Below are 14,522 nucleotides of genomic sequence, written 5' to 3' on the forward strand. Positions count from 1 at the left end.
GCGGCCGTGACCGGCACGATCGATCCCGCCGACTGGGACCAGCGGCGCACGTCGTTCGGGTCGGTCGCGGCCGACTACGCCGCGCTGCGGCCGGGCTACCCGCCCGATGTGGTGGCGTTCCTGCTCGGCGACCGGCCGCGCCGCGTGCTCGACCTCGGCGCCGGCACCGGCCTGCTCACCGACGTCCTCGTCGCCGCCGGTCACGAGGTGATCGCCGTCGACCCGTCGGCGGAGATGCTCGGCCAGCTGTCCGCCCGGCACCCCGGTGTCCCCACCGACGTCGGCGGGGCGGAGGCCATCCCGCTGCCCGACGGCAGCGTCGACGCCGTCGTCGCCGGCCAGGCCGCGCACTGGTTCGACCCGGAGCCGGCCGCGGCGGAGCTGCGCCGCGTGCTGCGGCCCGGCGGCGTCGTCGGGCTGGTGTGGAACGTCCGCGACGAGACCGTCCCGTGGGTGGCCGCGCTGGGTGCCGCCCTCGCCGCGGAGGCACGGGGCCACGAGGCCGACCAGGGCGTGGTCGCGCGGATCGCCGCGGCGCTGCCCGCCGACGTCGCCACGGCGCGGTCGGAGATCGTCCAGCGGATGACGCCCGAGCAGGTGGTGGGCGGCATCGGCACCCGCAGCTACGTGGCGACGATGACCGCCGACGCCCGTGCCGCCTTCCTCGGCGGCATCCGCGACCTGCTGGCCGCCCATCCGCACACCCGCGGCCGCGACGTCCTGGACCTGCCCTACCGCACCGACGCCCACCGGCTCACCCCGCGCTGAGCGCCCGGCCCTCCGCGATGGCCCGCAGCGCCGCCACGTGCGCGTCGAAGGCCCGCCGGCCGGGTTCGGACAGCCGCAGCCAGGTCCGCGGCCGCTTGCCCACGTAGCCCTTGCGGACCTCGACGTAGCCGGCCCGCTCCAGAGCGGTCACCGTCTTCGACAGCACCGAGTCGCTGACCTGCACGCCGTCGCGGACGAAGCCGAACTCAGCCTCCTCGGCCGCGGCGAGGGTCGCCATCACCGAGAAGCGCACCGGCGCGTGGATGACGTCGTCGAGGGCGTGCCGCGGGTGCTCGGCGGCACTCACCGCGGCCGCTCCCGCCAGGCCCCGACCAGGCAGGGCGCCGCGACGGCGACCGCCAGCGGAGCCCACCACGACCAGTCGTAGGCCAGCCCCGGCACGGTCAGCCCCACCGCGAGCCCGATCGCGAGCACCGCTCCCCAGACGCCCATCGCGAGCGCGAACCGGGGAGAGAAGCCCGCCCTCGTCGTGCCGCGGCCGCTGAGCAGGGCCGCCGCGGCACCCAGGACGGCGAAGGTGAACACCGTCGCCGCGGCGCCGACGCCGCGCTCGCTGCCGGCCAGTGGCTGGGCGAGGAAGAAGCCGGCGCTGGCGCAGCCCAGCGTCACGAGGAACGCCGACGCGGCCGGGCTGGCGCCGCCGCGGACCCGCGCACGGGCGGCGTCGGCCTCGGCCAGCAGCGCGGCGGCGTACTCGGGGGTGGGAGCGGTCATGGCTGCCTCCTCGGTCGGATGCACGACAGGGTGGCAAGTACTTTCCAGGTAGTCAATTAGCTTCCGGCCGCTGTCCGACGGCGAACACCCGGCGGAACGGCAGCACGGTGGTCCCGTCTGCCCGCGCCGGATAGGCCTCCCGCAGCGCCGCGGCGTACTCGGCGGTGAAGTCGGCCGCGTCGTCGTCCAGCAGCGCCAGCACCGGCCGCAGCACCGTGCTGCGCACCCAGGACAGCACCGGGTCGGGACCGTGCAGCACGTGCAGGTAGGTGGTCTCCCAGACGTCGGCGGACAGCCCCGCCGCCGTGAGGACGTCGAGATAGCCGGCCGGGACGAGCACCGGGTCCGGCGGGGGAGCGGCCGCCGACAGCCGGCCTGCCCAGCGCGGCGAGGTGCACAGCCCGGCGAGCAGCCGGTGGGTCGGGGCGCCGTGGTTGCCGGGCACCTGCAGGGCGAGCCAGCCGCCCGGCGCCAGCGCTCCGGCCCACCGCGCCAGCAGGTCCGCGTGCCCGGGCACCCAGTGCAGGACGGCGTTGGTGACGACGACGTCGACCGGGCGGCCGGGCCGCCAGTCGCGCACGTCACCGCGGACGAACCCCAGCCGCCCGGGCACGGCGTGCGCCTCCGCGGCCGCCAGCATCTCCGGCGAGGAGTCGACGCCGGTGACCCGGGCGCCGGGCCAGCGCCGGGCGAGGGCGGCGGTCGTCTCCCCGGTGCCGCAGCCCAGGTCGACTACCTCGCGGGGCTCCGCGGCGTCCACGCGGGCCACCAGGTCGGCGAAGGGGCGCGCCCGCTCACCGGCGTGGCGGAGGTACGCGGCGGGGTCCCATGCGGCGGGGTCGGGAGCGGCGGTCACCCGCCGACCGTAGGACCGCGGGGGCGTCGTCCCCCGCCGGTACCGTGGACCGGCCCTCACCACCTCCTCGAGCACCCCCGGGAGCCCCCGATCGACGCCTCCGCCCGCGTGCCCGGCCGCGGCCTGTTCGTCGCCTTCGAGGGCGGGGAGGGAGCCGGCAAGTCCACCCAGGTGCACCGGCTGTTCGACTGGCTGGGACTGGTCGAGGTGCCCGCGCGGGTCACGCACGAGCCCGGCGGCACCCCGCCCGGCGCCCGCATCCGCGCGCTGCTGCTCGACCCGGCCACCGCCGGCCTCTCACCGCGCGCCGAGGCGCTGCTCTACGCCGCCGACCGCGCCCACCACGTCGACACGGTCGTGCGGCCCGCGCTGGACGCCGGCGAGGTGGTGGTCACCGACCGCTTCGTGGACAGCTCGCTGGCCTACCAGGGCGCCGGGCGCGCGCTCGCCCTCGAGGAGGTCCGGCGGCTGTCGCACTGGGCCACCGGCGGGCTGCTGCCCGACCTGACCGTGCTGCTCGACCTGCCGCCCGAGGCCGGCCTCGCCCGCGCCCGTGGCCGCGCCGCCGCCGACCGGCTGGAGTCGGAGTCGCTGGAGTTCCACGAGCGGGTGCGCGCCACCTTCCGCGCCCTCGCCGCCGCCGAGCCCGCGCGCTACCTCGTGCTCGACGCGCAGCGCCCCTCCGACGACCTCGCCGACGCCGTCCGCGAGCGGGTCGCCGCCCTCCTGCCCGGGCGGGTCGCGTGAGCGCGCCGGTCGCCGCCCACGGCGTCTGGGCGCAGGTCATCGGCCAGCCCGCGGTCGTCGCGGAGCTGCGGGCCGCCGTCGCCGACGCCGCGGCGATGACCCACGCCTGGCTGTTCACCGGGCCGCCCGGGTCGGGCCGCTCGGTGGCCGCGCGCGCCTTCGCCGCCGCCCTGCAGTGCCCCGCCGGCGGTGACGGCACCTGTCACCAGTGCCGGACCGTGCTCGCCGGCAGCCACGCCGACGTCGCGACCGTCGTCCCCGAGGGGTTGTCGATCGGCGTCGTGGAGGCCCGCGAGCTCGTGCGCCTGGCCGGCCGGGCGCCGTCGCAGGGCCGCTGGCAGGTCGTGGTGGTCGAGGACGCCGACCGCATGACCGAGCAGGCGTCCAACGCCGTGCTGAAGATGATCGAGGAGCCGCCGCCGCGGACGGTCTTCCTGCTCTGCGCGCCGAGCCTGCACCCCGACGACGTGCCGGTCACCATCCGCTCGCGCTGCCGCGTGGTGGGCCTGCGGACGCCGCCGGTCGACGCCGTCGCCGACGTGCTGGTGCGCCGCGACGGGATCGACCCGGCGCTGGCGGCGTGGGCGGCGGCCGCGGCCGGTGGGCACGTCGGGCGCGCGCGGCACCTGGCCCGCGACGAGGGTGCCCGGCTGGCCCGCAAGGCCGTGCTGGACGTCCCGTTGTCCCTGGTCTCGCTGGCCGCCTGCCTGAACGCGGCGGACGACCTGGTCAGCTCGGCGAAGGAGGAGTCCGACCGGACCACCGCCGTCCTCGACGGCGCGGAGACCGAGGCGGTCAAGACCAGCCTCGGCGTCGGCGCGCGCGGGCCCGGCGTCGCCGCCAGCCGGGGCGGCGCGGGCGTCCTCAAGGACCTGGAGAAGCGGCAGAAGAGCCGGGCCACCCGGCTGGGCCGCGACTCGCTGGACCGGGCGCTGGTCGACCTCGCCGGGCTCTACCGGGACGCGCTGGTGCTGGCCTCGGCGGGGGAGCAGGCCCCGGTGCTGTCGCACCCCGACCGGCGGGCCGACGCCGAGGAGCTGGCCCGGCGGATCGGTGCCGAGGGGGCGCTGCGCCGGATCGACGCGGTGCTGGCCTGCCGGACCGCGCTGGAGCTGAACGTGAAGCCGCAGATCGCGGTGGAGGCGCTCACCGTGGCGCTCCGGTTGCCGGCGACCTGACCCCCGGGTCCACGCGGGCCGCGGACGGCGGTGTCGTAGGCTGTTGCCCGCACGCCCGCCGCCTTAGCTCAGTCGGTAGAGCATCTCACTCGTAATGAGAAGGTCGTCGGTTCGATTCCGACAGGCGGCTCTCCTCCCGCCCGCGTCCCGGTCCTCCGGGAACGTGGCCGGCCCGTGGCACGATCCGCGGGTGCCCAGCAGCTCGGCCGAGCAGCGCCGCCGCGACCTCGCGCGGCTGCGTCGCGTGCGCGACCGGATCGACCGGGAGTACGCCCAGCCGCTCGACGTCGAGGCGCTCGCCCGCGGCGTGCACGTGTCGGCCGGCTACCTCAGCCGCGCGTTCCGGCAGGCCTACGGCGAGTCGCCCTACAGCTACCTGATGACCCGGCGCATCGAGCGGGCGATGGCGCTGCTGCGGCGGGGCGACCTCAGCGTCACCGAGGTGTGCTTCGCGGTCGGCTGCTCGTCGCTGGGCACCTTCAGCACCCGCTTCACCGAGCTGGTCGGGATGCCGCCGAGCACCTACCGGCGACTGGCGGCGGAGGCCACGGTGGGCATCCCGGCGTGCGTGGCCAAGCAGGTCACCCGACCGGTCAGGAATCGAGAAGCGCCGGCCGGCGAGCCGTCCCTAGCGTGATCGCCATGGACCTCACCATCCACTACACCTTCCTCCCGCAGGACGACCCCGACGCCGCCCTGGCCTTCTACCGGGACATCCTCGGCTTCGAGCTCCGCAACGACGTCGGGTACGACGGGATGCGCTGGCTCACGGTCGGGCCCCCCGGCGGAGCGGGGACGGCCATCGTCCTGCACCCGCCGGGCGCCGACCCGGGGATCACCGACGACGAGCGCCGCACCATCACCGAGATGATGGCGAAGGGCACCTACGCCTCCGTCGTCCTCGCCACCGAGGACCTCGACGGCGTCTTCGAGCGGCTGCAGGCCGGCGACGCCGAGGTCGTCCAGGAGCCGACCCAGCAGCCCTACGGGGTGCGTGACTGCGCCTTCCGGGACCCCGCCGGCAACATGGTCCGCATCCAGGAGCTGCACTGAGCCGTCCGGCCGGCACCGGTCACCCTCTGTCGGACACCACGGTCCGACGGGCCCTCACCGACGTCTCGCCGTACGCTGCGCCCGGTGACGGTCGCCCGGCTCGGTGGCACGGTCGGACGCCGCACGAGGCTCGTCGCCGGACTCCTCCGGCCGACCGTCCGGAACGCCCTCGACCGGCCGGTGACGGGGTACAAGGCATCTGGCTACTGGCTGGACTACCGCTCCGGGTTCGTGCGCCGCGGACTGCCGGGCGAGGTTCTGAGACGGGTCGCAGGGGGAGCGCCCACGTACTCCCAGGTGGAGCGGACGGCGATGGGCCTGGCGCGCGCATCAGCCCTCTCGGTCGTGCCCGTGGCGGTGGAGGCGGCCCTCCGCGCGCCGGGGGAGGTGCCGCGCACGGTGGCGGCCGGACTCCTGCTCTCCTCCCCGCTGACGTGCGGCCTCCTCCTGCGTGACGCCGGTCGGTACGACGCCGTCGGCGTGCTGGTGCTGGCGCTGATGTCAACCGGTCGGGCGCTCTGGCTGCCGCTGCCGCTGCCGATGGGCGCTGCCCTGCTAGCCGGAGCCGTCACCGCTGCGGTGGCGAGTGAGGAGTTCCTGCTCGCCGTGCTGACGCCCACGGCGATCGCCGCCGTCCGCCGTCTCGCCGACAGGCACGGGGCGAGCCAGACGGCACGACGGTGGATCCTCGGAGGCGTCCTGGGGCCCGGTGCGCTCGTGGCCGGTGCCAGCCTCCTCGTGCCGGCGCCGCGGGACGCCGTGGCCGCCGCGCGGGCGGAGGCGGCCCGCGCGGGAGCGGAACCGCCCGGCGCCATGGGGGACTCGCTCAGCGCCGTGGATCGTGGCTTCGTCGAGAACCTGGCGTTCTTCCGGCTCTTCCGGCCGACGGCGGTGGGGCTGTCCCTCGGCCTGTGGGCTGGGCTCTACACGGTCACCGCAGACGTCATCGGGAAACTGCTCGGCGCCGGTGCCGACGGCCGGTACCGTCTGGCGGCCAGCGCCCACGCCCTGGTCGCCACTGCCCTGTCCGCGGCGGGAGTCGACTTCCGCCGCTGGTGGGGACTGGCGCTCACGGGCCTGGTCTCCACCGTCGTCCTCGTCGAGCCGACCGGACCTCCCGAGCCGGTGTCCGTGGCGGCGATCGCTGCTGCGGTGGCGTTGGCGGTCGCCGGTGTTGCGTTCCGGGACCCCAGGGTCCACCCCTGGGGTCCACTGCGGGTCGACCGGGCACCGCCCTTGCGGCCCTGAGGTCAGCTCGGCACGCCCCTCCTGCACCGACTGGAGTCGCCGGTCCCGTCTGCTGCGACCTGGCGGTGGCGACCACGGGGGTGCGGTCCCGGCCACCGGTCGGCGGGCGCCGACGGTGGTACCGCCATACGGTGAACGTGACGGGCACTGCGATCGCTCCACGGCCACATCGCTCCGCACGACCCCAGGAGGAACACGGACACATGTCCGGGGAGACGTGGATGGTGCTCGCCGTGCAGCGGTGGACGATCGGGCCCCGGACCCTGCAGGCAGCGACGCTCCTCGACCGGGCAGGCGAGCACGCCGCCGCCTGGATCGCCGCCGGTCTGGTCGGTGCGGCAGTGGACGTCCGAGGCCGGCAGCACTGGGTGCAGGCGGTCGTGGCCGTCCTGGCGTCGCACGGCAGCAGCGTGGTCCTCAAGCGCGTGGTCCGTCGCGTCCGCCCCACACACCCGTCCCTGGGCGCCCACGTGGCGGTGCCGAGCCGGTGGAGCTTCCCCTCCAGCCACGCTGCGTCGACCACGACCGCCGCGATCCTGTACGGGCGCTTGGTGGGAACGCGACTGACCGCCGTCCTGCCGGTGGCCATGGCGTGGTCCCGGCTCGGGTTGGGCGTGCACTACCCCTCGGACGTCGCGTCGGGCATCGCGCTCGGCAGCGCCGTGGCAGCGCTGGCACCGATCGGTCACCGGCGGGGTGCACGGTGAGCTCACTCGTCGCCGTCGCACGGGTCACGCGGCCGCAACAGTGGACCAAGAACGTCCTCGTCCTGGCCCCGCTGCTGCCCGCCGGGCAGCTGCTGAGCTGGTCGGCGGTGGCCGGGGCCGCGATCGCCTTCGCCGCCTTCTGCGTCGCGGCGTCGGGCATCTACGTCCTGAACGACGTCCTCGACGTCGACGCCGACCGCGCGCACCCGGTCAAGCGGGGGCGGCCGATCGCGTCCGGTGAGCTCTCGCCGGACACGGCGACCGTCCTGGCGGTGCTGCTGCTCGGCGCTGCCCTGCTCGTGGCGCTGGCCGCGCGACCCGAACTGGTCCTCGTGATCGCCGTCTACGAGGCCATCCAGATCGCCTACTGCCTGGGGCTCAAGCACGAGCCGGTGCTCGAACTGGCGAGCGTCGCCAGCGGTTTCCTGCTCCGCGCGTTGGCGGGTGGGGTCGCCACGGGCATCCCGCTGTCCCAGTGGTTCCTCATGACCGCGGCCTTCGGGTCGCTGTTCATGGCGGCCGGCAAGCGCTACGCCGAGATCCGTCTCGGCGAGCGCACCGGGGAGCCCGTTCGCCAGGTACTCGAGCGCTACACCGCCAGCTACCTGCGCTTCGTCTGGACGATGTCGGGCACCGCCGTGGTCGTGACCTACTCACTGTGGGCGTTCGAGGTGGGGGAGGGCGCCGACTCGACGTGGCCCGTGGTGTCCCTGATCCCGTTCGTGCTGGCGGTCCTGCGCTTCGCCGTCGACGTCGACGCCGGTGTCGCGGAGGCGCCCGACCGGATGGTGGTCCGGGACCGCATCCTGCTCCTGCTCGGCGGGATCTGGGTCACGACACTCGCGGCGGCCGTCTACACCTGAGCCCACCGCACGCGCCGGTCGAGCCTCGTCAGACGGGGAGTCGCCGGAACAGCGGTGCCGGCAGCAGCCGCAGCACGACCATCACCAGCCGCAGCGCGGCAGGTGCGTACACGACCTCCCGGCCCGCGCGCCAGGCCCGGGCGACTGTCCGCGCGACGGCGTCCGCGTCGACGGCGAGTGGGGCGGCCGGCAGCCCCTCGGTCATCCTGGTCCGGACGAACCCGGGGCGGACGACGAGCACGGAGACCCCTGCCGGCCGGAGGGCCTCTCGCAGGCCGGTGAAGAAGTCGTCCATCCCGGACTTCGTCGCTCCGTAGACGAAGTTGGACCGCCGCGGACGCTGACCCGCGACGCTGCTGAGGGCGATGACCGATCCCCGTCCCTGGGCGGACAGGTGCCGCGCCAGCTCGACCCCGACCGAGACGGCCGCCGTGACGTTCACCTGAGCCAGCCGCACCGCCGCCCGGTGCTCCTGCCACGCCTGCTCCTGGTCCCCCAGCACCCCGAAGGCGACCACGGCCACGTCGACGTCGCCGTGGGCGAAGGCCTGCTCGATCACGCGCGGGTGGGACGCGACGTCCTCGGCGTCGAACGGCAGCACGGTGACGTCGTGGCCGGCGGCGCGCAGGTCGCTCGCGGCGGCGTCGAGGCGGTCGCCCGGGCGGCCGGCGAGCACGGCGCGGACCGGGCGGCCGCCGGCCAGCTCGCGCAGGACCGCGAGCCCGATGTCGGACGTGCCACCGAGCAGCAGGACCCGCTGCACGTTCCCGACGGCGTCCATCACAGGTCGAGCCTCCTGGCCAGGTCGGAGCGGAAGTGGCGGTTCGGGTCCACCCTGTCACGCACCTCTCGGAACTCCTCCGCGCCGGGGTACATGGCGTGGACCGTCCGGGCCGTGGCCCGCGAGTCCTTCGCGAGGTAGAGCCGGCCCCCGGCGTCCAGGACGCTGCGGTCCAGGTCGTCCAGGAACTCCCCGAGACCGCCGGCCAAGGGGATGTCGAGGGCGAGCGTCCAGCCAGGCGCAGGAAAGGACAGCAGCCCCTCGTTGCCGCTGCCGAAGCGCTTGAGCACGGCCAGGAAGGAGGCGGTCCCGGCGTCCGACAGCCGCCGCACGATGGTTCTCAGCGCCTGCTCCTCGCCGAACGGCACCACGAACTGGTACTGCACGAAGCCGCGCGGCCCGTAGACCCTGTTCCAGTCCCGCAGGGCGTCGAGGGGGTGGAAGAACTGGCTCAGACCCTGCACGTCCCGGCGGACCCTGCGCGGCGCCTTGCGGAACCACAGCTCGTTGAAGGCGCGCACCGTCAGGCCGTTGAGCACGCGCGGCGGGAAGACGTCGGGGACCGTCAGCCGGGTGTTCGGCCGGAAGGACAGCGGCGCCTGCTGCAGGCGCCGCGGAAGCTCCTCCACACGTGCCGAGCGGCCACGGGTGATCACCGACCGGCCCAGCGCCCTCCCGCCGGCGAGACAGTCGATCCACGCGACCGAGTGGGTGTACCGGTGGTCGTCGGCCTCCAGGCGCGCCATGAGGTCGTCCAGGTCGCGCGCCCGCTCGGTGTCGACGACGTAGTGGGCGCTGTCCACGGGGGACATCCGCAGCACCACCCGCAGGACGACCCCGGTCAGTCCCATGCCGCCGGCCGTCGCCCAGAACAGCTGCGCATCCGACTCGCGTGAGACCCGGCGGACCTCGCCGTCGGCGGTCAGCAGATCCAGGGACTCGACGTGGTCGCAGAAGCTGCCCGCCACGTGGTGGTTCTTGCCGTGGATGTCGGCGGCGACGGCTCCGCCCACCGTGACCTGACGCGTGCCGGGTGACACCGGGACCATGAGGCCCATGGGGAGCAGTTGCTGCATCAGCTGGTCCAGAGACGCACCCGCCTCGACCAGCACGCGTCCGCTGGGGACGTCCACCGACAGGATCCGGGCACGCGACGTCATGTCGAGCACGACGCCGCCGCCGTTCTGAGCGGGGTCGCCATAGGAACGGCCGAGGCCGCGGGCGATGACCCCACGACCCGTGGCCGCGGCCACCGCCCGGGCCAGCTGCTCGTCCTCGCCCGCCATGCGGACGTCGGCCATCGAGGGCGCCGTACGTCCCCACCCGGCGAGCGCCCTCATCAGACCAGCGTAGTGAGACCGCCGCGATCCGCTCGTCAGACGACCAGGGAACGCCGCCACCGTGTGAGCACGACGGCGTAGGACACGAGGGCGATGCCCGTCGAGGTCAGCCAGGCCGCCGTCTCGTAATGCGCCGGGTAGAGGACGTCGTGCAGGTAGTGCGCGATGAAGCTGCCCTCGTACGGCACCCTGCCGCCGACCTCGAGCAGCCACTTCTCCAGAGTGGTGAGGGGACACGTGAAGTCAGCCAGCGTCACGTAGGCCGCGTAGAGGGTCGACGCGACGCTCGGCCACAGCCAGGCCAGCCTGCGCAGCGCCAGGAACCCGCCGAACACGATGTAGGTCAGGAAGCCCATGTGCACGGTGGCGACCACCACCGCGGCCACCACAGCCAGCCCGCTCGCCACGTGGGGAGCATAGGACCCGGGTGACCTGCCGCACCGGGTCTGCGACGGGCGGGGCGGTGGGCGGTGCGGGGCGTCGCGGCACGGCGTCCGCGGTTGAATGAGGCGTGGCCTCGCCTGCGGCCCGGGACCTCGAGCCCGTCCCCTCCCCCCGGACCTCGACCCGGCGGTTCCTCGTCCCGCTCTGCCTGGTGGTGGTGCTCGTCCGCGCGACGTACGTGCTGAGGCCGCTGCGGAACGACGAGGGCGGCTACCTGCTGGTGGCGCGGCAGTGGCACACCGGCGGGGAGTTCCTGTACGGCGACTACTTCGTCGACCGGCCGCCGCTGCTGATGCTGCTCTTCGAGGTCGCGTCGCTCACGGAGTGGGACCAGGCGATCCGCGTCCTCGCGATCCCGTTCGTCCTGCTGTTCGTCCTCGCCGGCTGGCGCGCGGGCACGTTGCTGGCAGGCCCGGCCGGCGGGCGATGGGCCGCCGTGGTGGCCGCCGGGATCATGTGCTCTCCGGCGCTGGCGGCGGAGCAGGCGGACGGCGAGCTGTTCGGGGCGGCGTTCGTGATGGCGGCGCTCGCGCTGGCTCTGTCCGCATGGAACGCCGACTCCGCCACGCGCCGGTTCGGGTGGGCCGTCGCCGCCGGCGCGGCCGGCGCAGCCGCACCGCTGGTCAAGCAGAGCCTGCTGGAGGGCCTGCTCCTCCTCGCGGGCCTGGTGCTGTGGGGGTGGTGGTGCCAGGGCGCCGACCGCCGCCGCGCCCTCCTCGTCGGAGGCGGGGGCCTCCTCGGCGCGCTGCTCCCGGGTGCACTGTCCTGGCTGTGGCTGACGGTCGCCCGGATCGAGCCGGCCGACGCATGGCACGACCTCGTCGGTTCCCGTGGTGTCGCGTTCGACGCCCTGTGGTCGACCAGTCCCGACGACTCGATCCGCAGGGCGGGGTTGCTGCTCGTCCTGGGCTCGGTCACTGGCCTCCTGCCGATCGTGATCACCTGGCTCCTCACCGCGCGCCGCGGCCCGCGGCAGCGGTCGGTCGACGCGAGGGTCGTCACCCTGCTCCTCGTGTTCGGGCTCGTGGGCATCGCGTCGGGTGGCGCCTACTGGCCCCCCTACCTGCTGCAACTCGCGCCGGCGGCAGTCCTCTCCGCCGGCGCGCTGGCTCCGTCGGTCTCCCGCCCCGGCGCTTGGATGCGGGCCTGCTGCAGGCTGGTCGCAGCCGCCGCTCTCGTCGGCACCCTGGTCTCGGGCGTGGTCCACGCCACCGTCCCGTCGGCCTGGTCCAGCCAGCGGACCGGCGAGTGGCTGGCCGACTCGAAGGCGGCGAGCGACACGGGCTTCGTGGCGTACGGCCTGCCCTCCGTCCTGGAGACGGCGGACATGCCGTCGTCGTACCCCCACCTGTGGAGCGCGGCGATGCGCACGCTCGACCCCGGACAGACCCGGCTGCGGGCCACCCTGGCGGGGCCCGATGCGCCGTCGTGGGTCGTCCAGGTCAACGGGCTGAACGCCTGGGGCATCGACGAGGGGTCGCGGCTGCGGGACCTCCTGCACCAGCGCTACCGGGTCGTCGCCGAGATCTGCGGCTACCGGGTGTGGCTGCGTGCGGATCTCACCCGGGAGCTGGCGCCACCACCGCCCTGCTGACGAGCCCGTGATCCTCCGTCCGCGGCCGGACGGCGGTCAGCGGGGCACCTGCCGTCCGGGGACCGCCGCCGGCTGCAGGGAAGGAGGTCGGGCCCGGGTCAGCGCCGCTGCCTTCACGCCGTAGTCCAGGCCGGTGACCACCGTCCAGACGACGGTCGCCATCACCACGGCCGCCAGGACCTCCGTCCACCAGGGCGCCGCCAGCGCGAGCACGATCAGCGAGGTCTGCGCTGCCGTCTTCGCCTTGCCGCCGCGGCTCGCTGGGATGACACCGTGGTGCAGGACCGCAAGTCGCAGGACCGTGACAGCCGCCTCGCGGGTGAGGACCAGCACGGTCGCCCACCAGGGGACGAGGTCGCGGGCGGACATGCAGATCAGCGTCGTGGCGATCAGGGCCTTGTCGGCGATCGGGTCGACGAGGGCGCCGAAGTCGGTGCACTGGTTCCGCCGCCGTGCGAGCCAGCCGTCCGCGACGTCGGTGAGGGATGCAGCAACGAACAGGGCGAGGGCGATCCACCGGCCCCTGGAGGTGTCTCCCGAGACGACCAGCACCGAGCCGAGGACCGGCACGGCGAGCAGGCGCAGTCCGGTGAGGGCGTTGGGCAGCGTCCACATCTCGTTGGTCATCGCTGGAACACCATGAGGTGGTACCGGCAGGAGGCGCCCTGCCCGGCTGCCACGTGGGCGAGGCGGTACTCCGCCATGTCCGGGTGGTCGTGGATCGCCTGCTCGGTCGGGTAGTAGCCGACGAACCGGCTGTCGTCCCGGCTCGCGAGCACGAGGACGTCCGGGTCGCGGTCGTGCACGAGGTCCGCCCGCTCGCGGAACGGGATCCGGCCGGTCTCCTGGATCAGCGGCTCGTTGAGGAAGAAGTCGTCGATGACGAGCCGCCCCCCGGCGCGGGCCGGCACCAGGCCGGCGTCGGAGATGGCGAACGACGTGTCCGGCGGCGTCGCCAGCAGCCAGTCGACGGCCGACTCCCGGGCGCCGACCCTGCAGTCGGTGTACCGCTCCTGCATGGCGTGCACGCTCCGGACGTCGCCGGGAGGGAGCGCCAGCACCAGGAGGGCGGCGACGACGACCAGTGCGGCGGCGCTCACCGTGCGGCGGCGCCGGGCGAGGGCCGTGACGCCGTACCCGACGACGACCGCCGTCAGCAGCGCGACCAGGGGCCAGACCGGCATGAAGAACCGGCTGTAGGCGTTGGCGCTGTCCAGCGTGCCGATGGACCCCAGCCCGTAGACGAGCGCCGGGACCGCGAGGAGTCGCGCCCTGCCGGTCAGGATCAGTGCACCGACCGCCGCCAGCACCGTCGGCAGCAGGGCCTGGTCGAGGAACTTGCCGAGCACGGTGAACCCGTCGCCGGCGCCGGACTTGTAGAGCACCGAGTTGGGGAGCAGGTGCCCGTAGATCCCGAGCCGGACGGCCTCGAGCGCGATCTGCGAGCCGAGCGGGATGCCCCCGAGCAGCAGGGCACGTCGCCACGCGCGCCGGCGCGTCGCCGCCCGGAAGAGGCCCGGGACCTCGCCGAGCGCCACCACGGCCGCCGCAACGGCGAGGCCCTCCGGGCGCAGCCACGGCAGCACGGCGAACGCCGCGGCGGCGCGCAGGACCCTGCCGCCGTCCCGTCGGGCGACCTCGAGCGTGCCCGCGGTGACGGCGAAGGCCACCAGCAGCGTCTCCAGGCCGCCGACGGCCCACAGGGCGAACGGCGCGCTGCAGGCGGTCAGCACCGAGGCGATCCGGGCCGCGGACTCACCCACGACGCGGCGGCCCGCGACGTAGACGAGCACCACGCAGGCGAGGCCGCCCGCCACGCCCAGGAGGCGGGCCGCCCCGGGAGCGGACCAGCCGGCCCACGAGGCCAGCGCCTCCACGGCGACGAGCAGCGGGTTGCTGAAGCCCTCGACGCGAGGGCCTCCCGGGTTCCATACGAACCCCTCGCCGACCGCGAGGTTCTCCGCGTACCGGACCGAGATCCAGGCGTCGTCGGTCAGAAAGCCCCGGAAGAGCCAGCACAGCGCCAGGTGGACGACCGCGGAGAGTCCGACGACGGCCCAGCCGGGGCCCGGCCACCAGCGGCGGGGGTGTGGGCGAGGTGACGAGATCTCCTCGACCGGTAGACTGACCGTCCCCACAGCGCTCCGTTTCGGGCGGCTTCGAACGCAGAAGGCGATTCGGACGACGACGTGTGCTGGCCGACGATTC

At 74.8% G+C, this 14,522-nt stretch carries 17 protein-coding genes and 1 tRNA gene; 10 read left to right on the forward strand and 8 right to left on the reverse strand.

What is annotated here, in order from left to right:
- Positions 1-6 precede the first annotated feature (6 nt).
- Positions 7-768 carry a class I SAM-dependent methyltransferase gene (locus tag BM414_RS02085; RefSeq protein ID WP_217644476.1) on the forward strand — a complete coding sequence of 254 codons (762 nt, stop codon included), beginning with the start codon at positions 7-9 and terminating at the stop codon, positions 766-768.
- Here BM414_RS02085 and BM414_RS02090 read toward each other — a convergent pair.
- The 3 genes from BM414_RS02090 to BM414_RS02100 are packed head-to-tail and all read right to left on the reverse strand — an operon-like array spanning position 755 to position 2,359.
- Positions 755-1,075 carry a winged helix-turn-helix domain-containing protein gene (locus BM414_RS02090; protein WP_245784404.1) on the reverse strand — a complete coding sequence of 107 codons (321 nt, stop codon included), beginning with the start codon at positions 1,073-1,075 and terminating at the stop codon, positions 755-757. The two genes, BM414_RS02085 and BM414_RS02090, sit on opposite strands and share 14 nt — an antisense overlap.
- Entirely contained in the window at positions 1,072-1,503 is a 432-nt protein-coding gene (locus BM414_RS02095) for a hypothetical protein (RefSeq protein WP_093577751.1), read from the reverse strand. The genes BM414_RS02090 and BM414_RS02095 overlap by 4 nt, the downstream gene beginning before the upstream one ends.
- Positions 1,504-1,555: 52 nt before the next feature.
- Entirely contained in the window at positions 1,556-2,359 is an 804-nt protein-coding gene (locus BM414_RS02100) for a trans-aconitate 2-methyltransferase (RefSeq protein WP_093577752.1), read from the reverse strand.
- 108 nt (positions 2,360-2,467) lie between these two features.
- On the opposite strand from BM414_RS02100, the gene tmk reads away from it, so the two are divergent.
- The 8 genes from tmk (at position 2,468) to BM414_RS02140 (ending at position 8,155) form a co-directional block, all read left to right on the forward strand.
- Positions 2,468-3,106, forward strand: a complete 639-nt coding sequence (gene tmk / locus BM414_RS02105) for a dTMP kinase (protein WP_245784405.1) — start codon at positions 2,468-2,470, stop codon at positions 3,104-3,106.
- Positions 3,103-4,284 carry a DNA polymerase III subunit delta' gene (locus tag BM414_RS02110; RefSeq protein ID WP_093577753.1) on the forward strand — a complete coding sequence of 394 codons (1,182 nt, stop codon included), beginning with the start codon at positions 3,103-3,105 and terminating at the stop codon, positions 4,282-4,284. The genes tmk and BM414_RS02110 overlap by 4 nt, the downstream gene beginning before the upstream one ends.
- A gap of 57 nt (positions 4,285-4,341) precedes the next feature.
- Positions 4,342-4,414: transfer RNA gene (locus BM414_RS02115), tRNA-Thr, on the forward strand.
- 60 nt (positions 4,415-4,474) lie between these two features.
- Positions 4,475-4,921, forward strand: coding sequence for a helix-turn-helix transcriptional regulator (locus tag BM414_RS02120; protein WP_245784406.1), 447 nt, complete (start codon positions 4,475-4,477; stop codon positions 4,919-4,921).
- A gap of 5 nt (positions 4,922-4,926) precedes the next feature.
- A complete protein-coding gene (locus BM414_RS02125; protein ID WP_139245692.1) occupies positions 4,927-5,337 on the forward strand; it encodes a VOC family protein in 411 nt (136 codons plus the stop codon).
- A gap of 84 nt (positions 5,338-5,421) precedes the next feature.
- The gene (locus tag BM414_RS02130) at positions 5,422-6,585 is read left to right on the forward strand and encodes a hypothetical protein (RefSeq protein ID WP_093577756.1); all 1,164 of its coding nucleotides are present in this window, start codon (positions 5,422-5,424) and stop codon (positions 6,583-6,585) included.
- A gap of 203 nt (positions 6,586-6,788) precedes the next feature.
- Positions 6,789-7,292 (forward strand): phosphatase PAP2 family protein, encoded by a 504-nt coding sequence (locus tag BM414_RS02135; RefSeq protein WP_093577757.1) that lies wholly within the window; start codon positions 6,789-6,791, stop codon positions 7,290-7,292.
- Positions 7,289-8,155: a decaprenyl-phosphate phosphoribosyltransferase gene (locus BM414_RS02140; RefSeq protein WP_093577758.1), complete on the forward strand. Its 867-nt coding sequence runs from the start codon at positions 7,289-7,291 to the stop codon at positions 8,153-8,155. The genes BM414_RS02135 and BM414_RS02140 overlap by 4 nt, the downstream gene beginning before the upstream one ends.
- A 28-nt stretch (positions 8,156-8,183) precedes the next feature.
- On the opposite strand, the gene dprE2 is transcribed toward BM414_RS02140, so the two are convergent.
- The 3 genes from dprE2 to BM414_RS02155 are packed head-to-tail and all read right to left on the reverse strand — an operon-like array spanning position 8,184 to position 10,683.
- Positions 8,184-8,936 carry a decaprenylphospho-beta-D-erythro-pentofuranosid-2-ulose 2-reductase gene (gene dprE2 / locus BM414_RS02145; RefSeq protein WP_245784407.1) on the reverse strand — a complete coding sequence of 251 codons (753 nt, stop codon included), beginning with the start codon at positions 8,934-8,936 and terminating at the stop codon, positions 8,184-8,186.
- Positions 8,936-10,276 carry a decaprenylphosphoryl-beta-D-ribose oxidase gene (gene dprE1 / locus BM414_RS02150; protein WP_093577760.1) on the reverse strand — a complete coding sequence of 447 codons (1,341 nt, stop codon included), beginning with the start codon at positions 10,274-10,276 and terminating at the stop codon, positions 8,936-8,938. The genes dprE2 and dprE1 overlap by 1 nt, the downstream gene beginning before the upstream one ends.
- Before the next feature lie 35 nt (positions 10,277-10,311).
- Positions 10,312-10,683, reverse strand: a complete 372-nt coding sequence (locus BM414_RS02155; RefSeq protein ID WP_139245693.1) for a DUF2784 domain-containing protein — start codon at positions 10,681-10,683, stop codon at positions 10,312-10,314.
- Between the two features lie 104 nt (positions 10,684-10,787).
- On the opposite strand from BM414_RS02155, the gene BM414_RS02160 reads away from it, so the two are divergent.
- The gene (locus BM414_RS02160; RefSeq protein ID WP_093577762.1) at positions 10,788-12,314 is read left to right on the forward strand and encodes a hypothetical protein; all 1,527 of its coding nucleotides are present in this window, start codon (positions 10,788-10,790) and stop codon (positions 12,312-12,314) included.
- Positions 12,315-12,350: 36 nt separating this feature from the next.
- Here the strand turns inward: BM414_RS02160 and BM414_RS02165 are convergent, their stop codons facing one another.
- On the reverse strand, positions 12,351-12,941 hold the full coding sequence (locus BM414_RS02165; RefSeq protein ID WP_093577763.1) for a CDP-alcohol phosphatidyltransferase family protein: 591 nt from the start codon (positions 12,939-12,941) through the stop codon (positions 12,351-12,353).
- Positions 12,938-14,452, reverse strand: coding sequence for a hypothetical protein (locus BM414_RS02170; protein WP_093577764.1), 1,515 nt, complete (start codon positions 14,450-14,452; stop codon positions 12,938-12,940). The genes BM414_RS02165 and BM414_RS02170 overlap by 4 nt, the downstream gene beginning before the upstream one ends.
- Positions 14,453-14,522: the final 70 nt, after the last annotated feature.

It is taken from the genome of Geodermatophilus amargosae (assembly GCF_900116515.1).
Lineage (GTDB): Bacteria > Actinomycetota > Actinomycetes > Mycobacteriales > Geodermatophilaceae > Geodermatophilus > Geodermatophilus amargosae.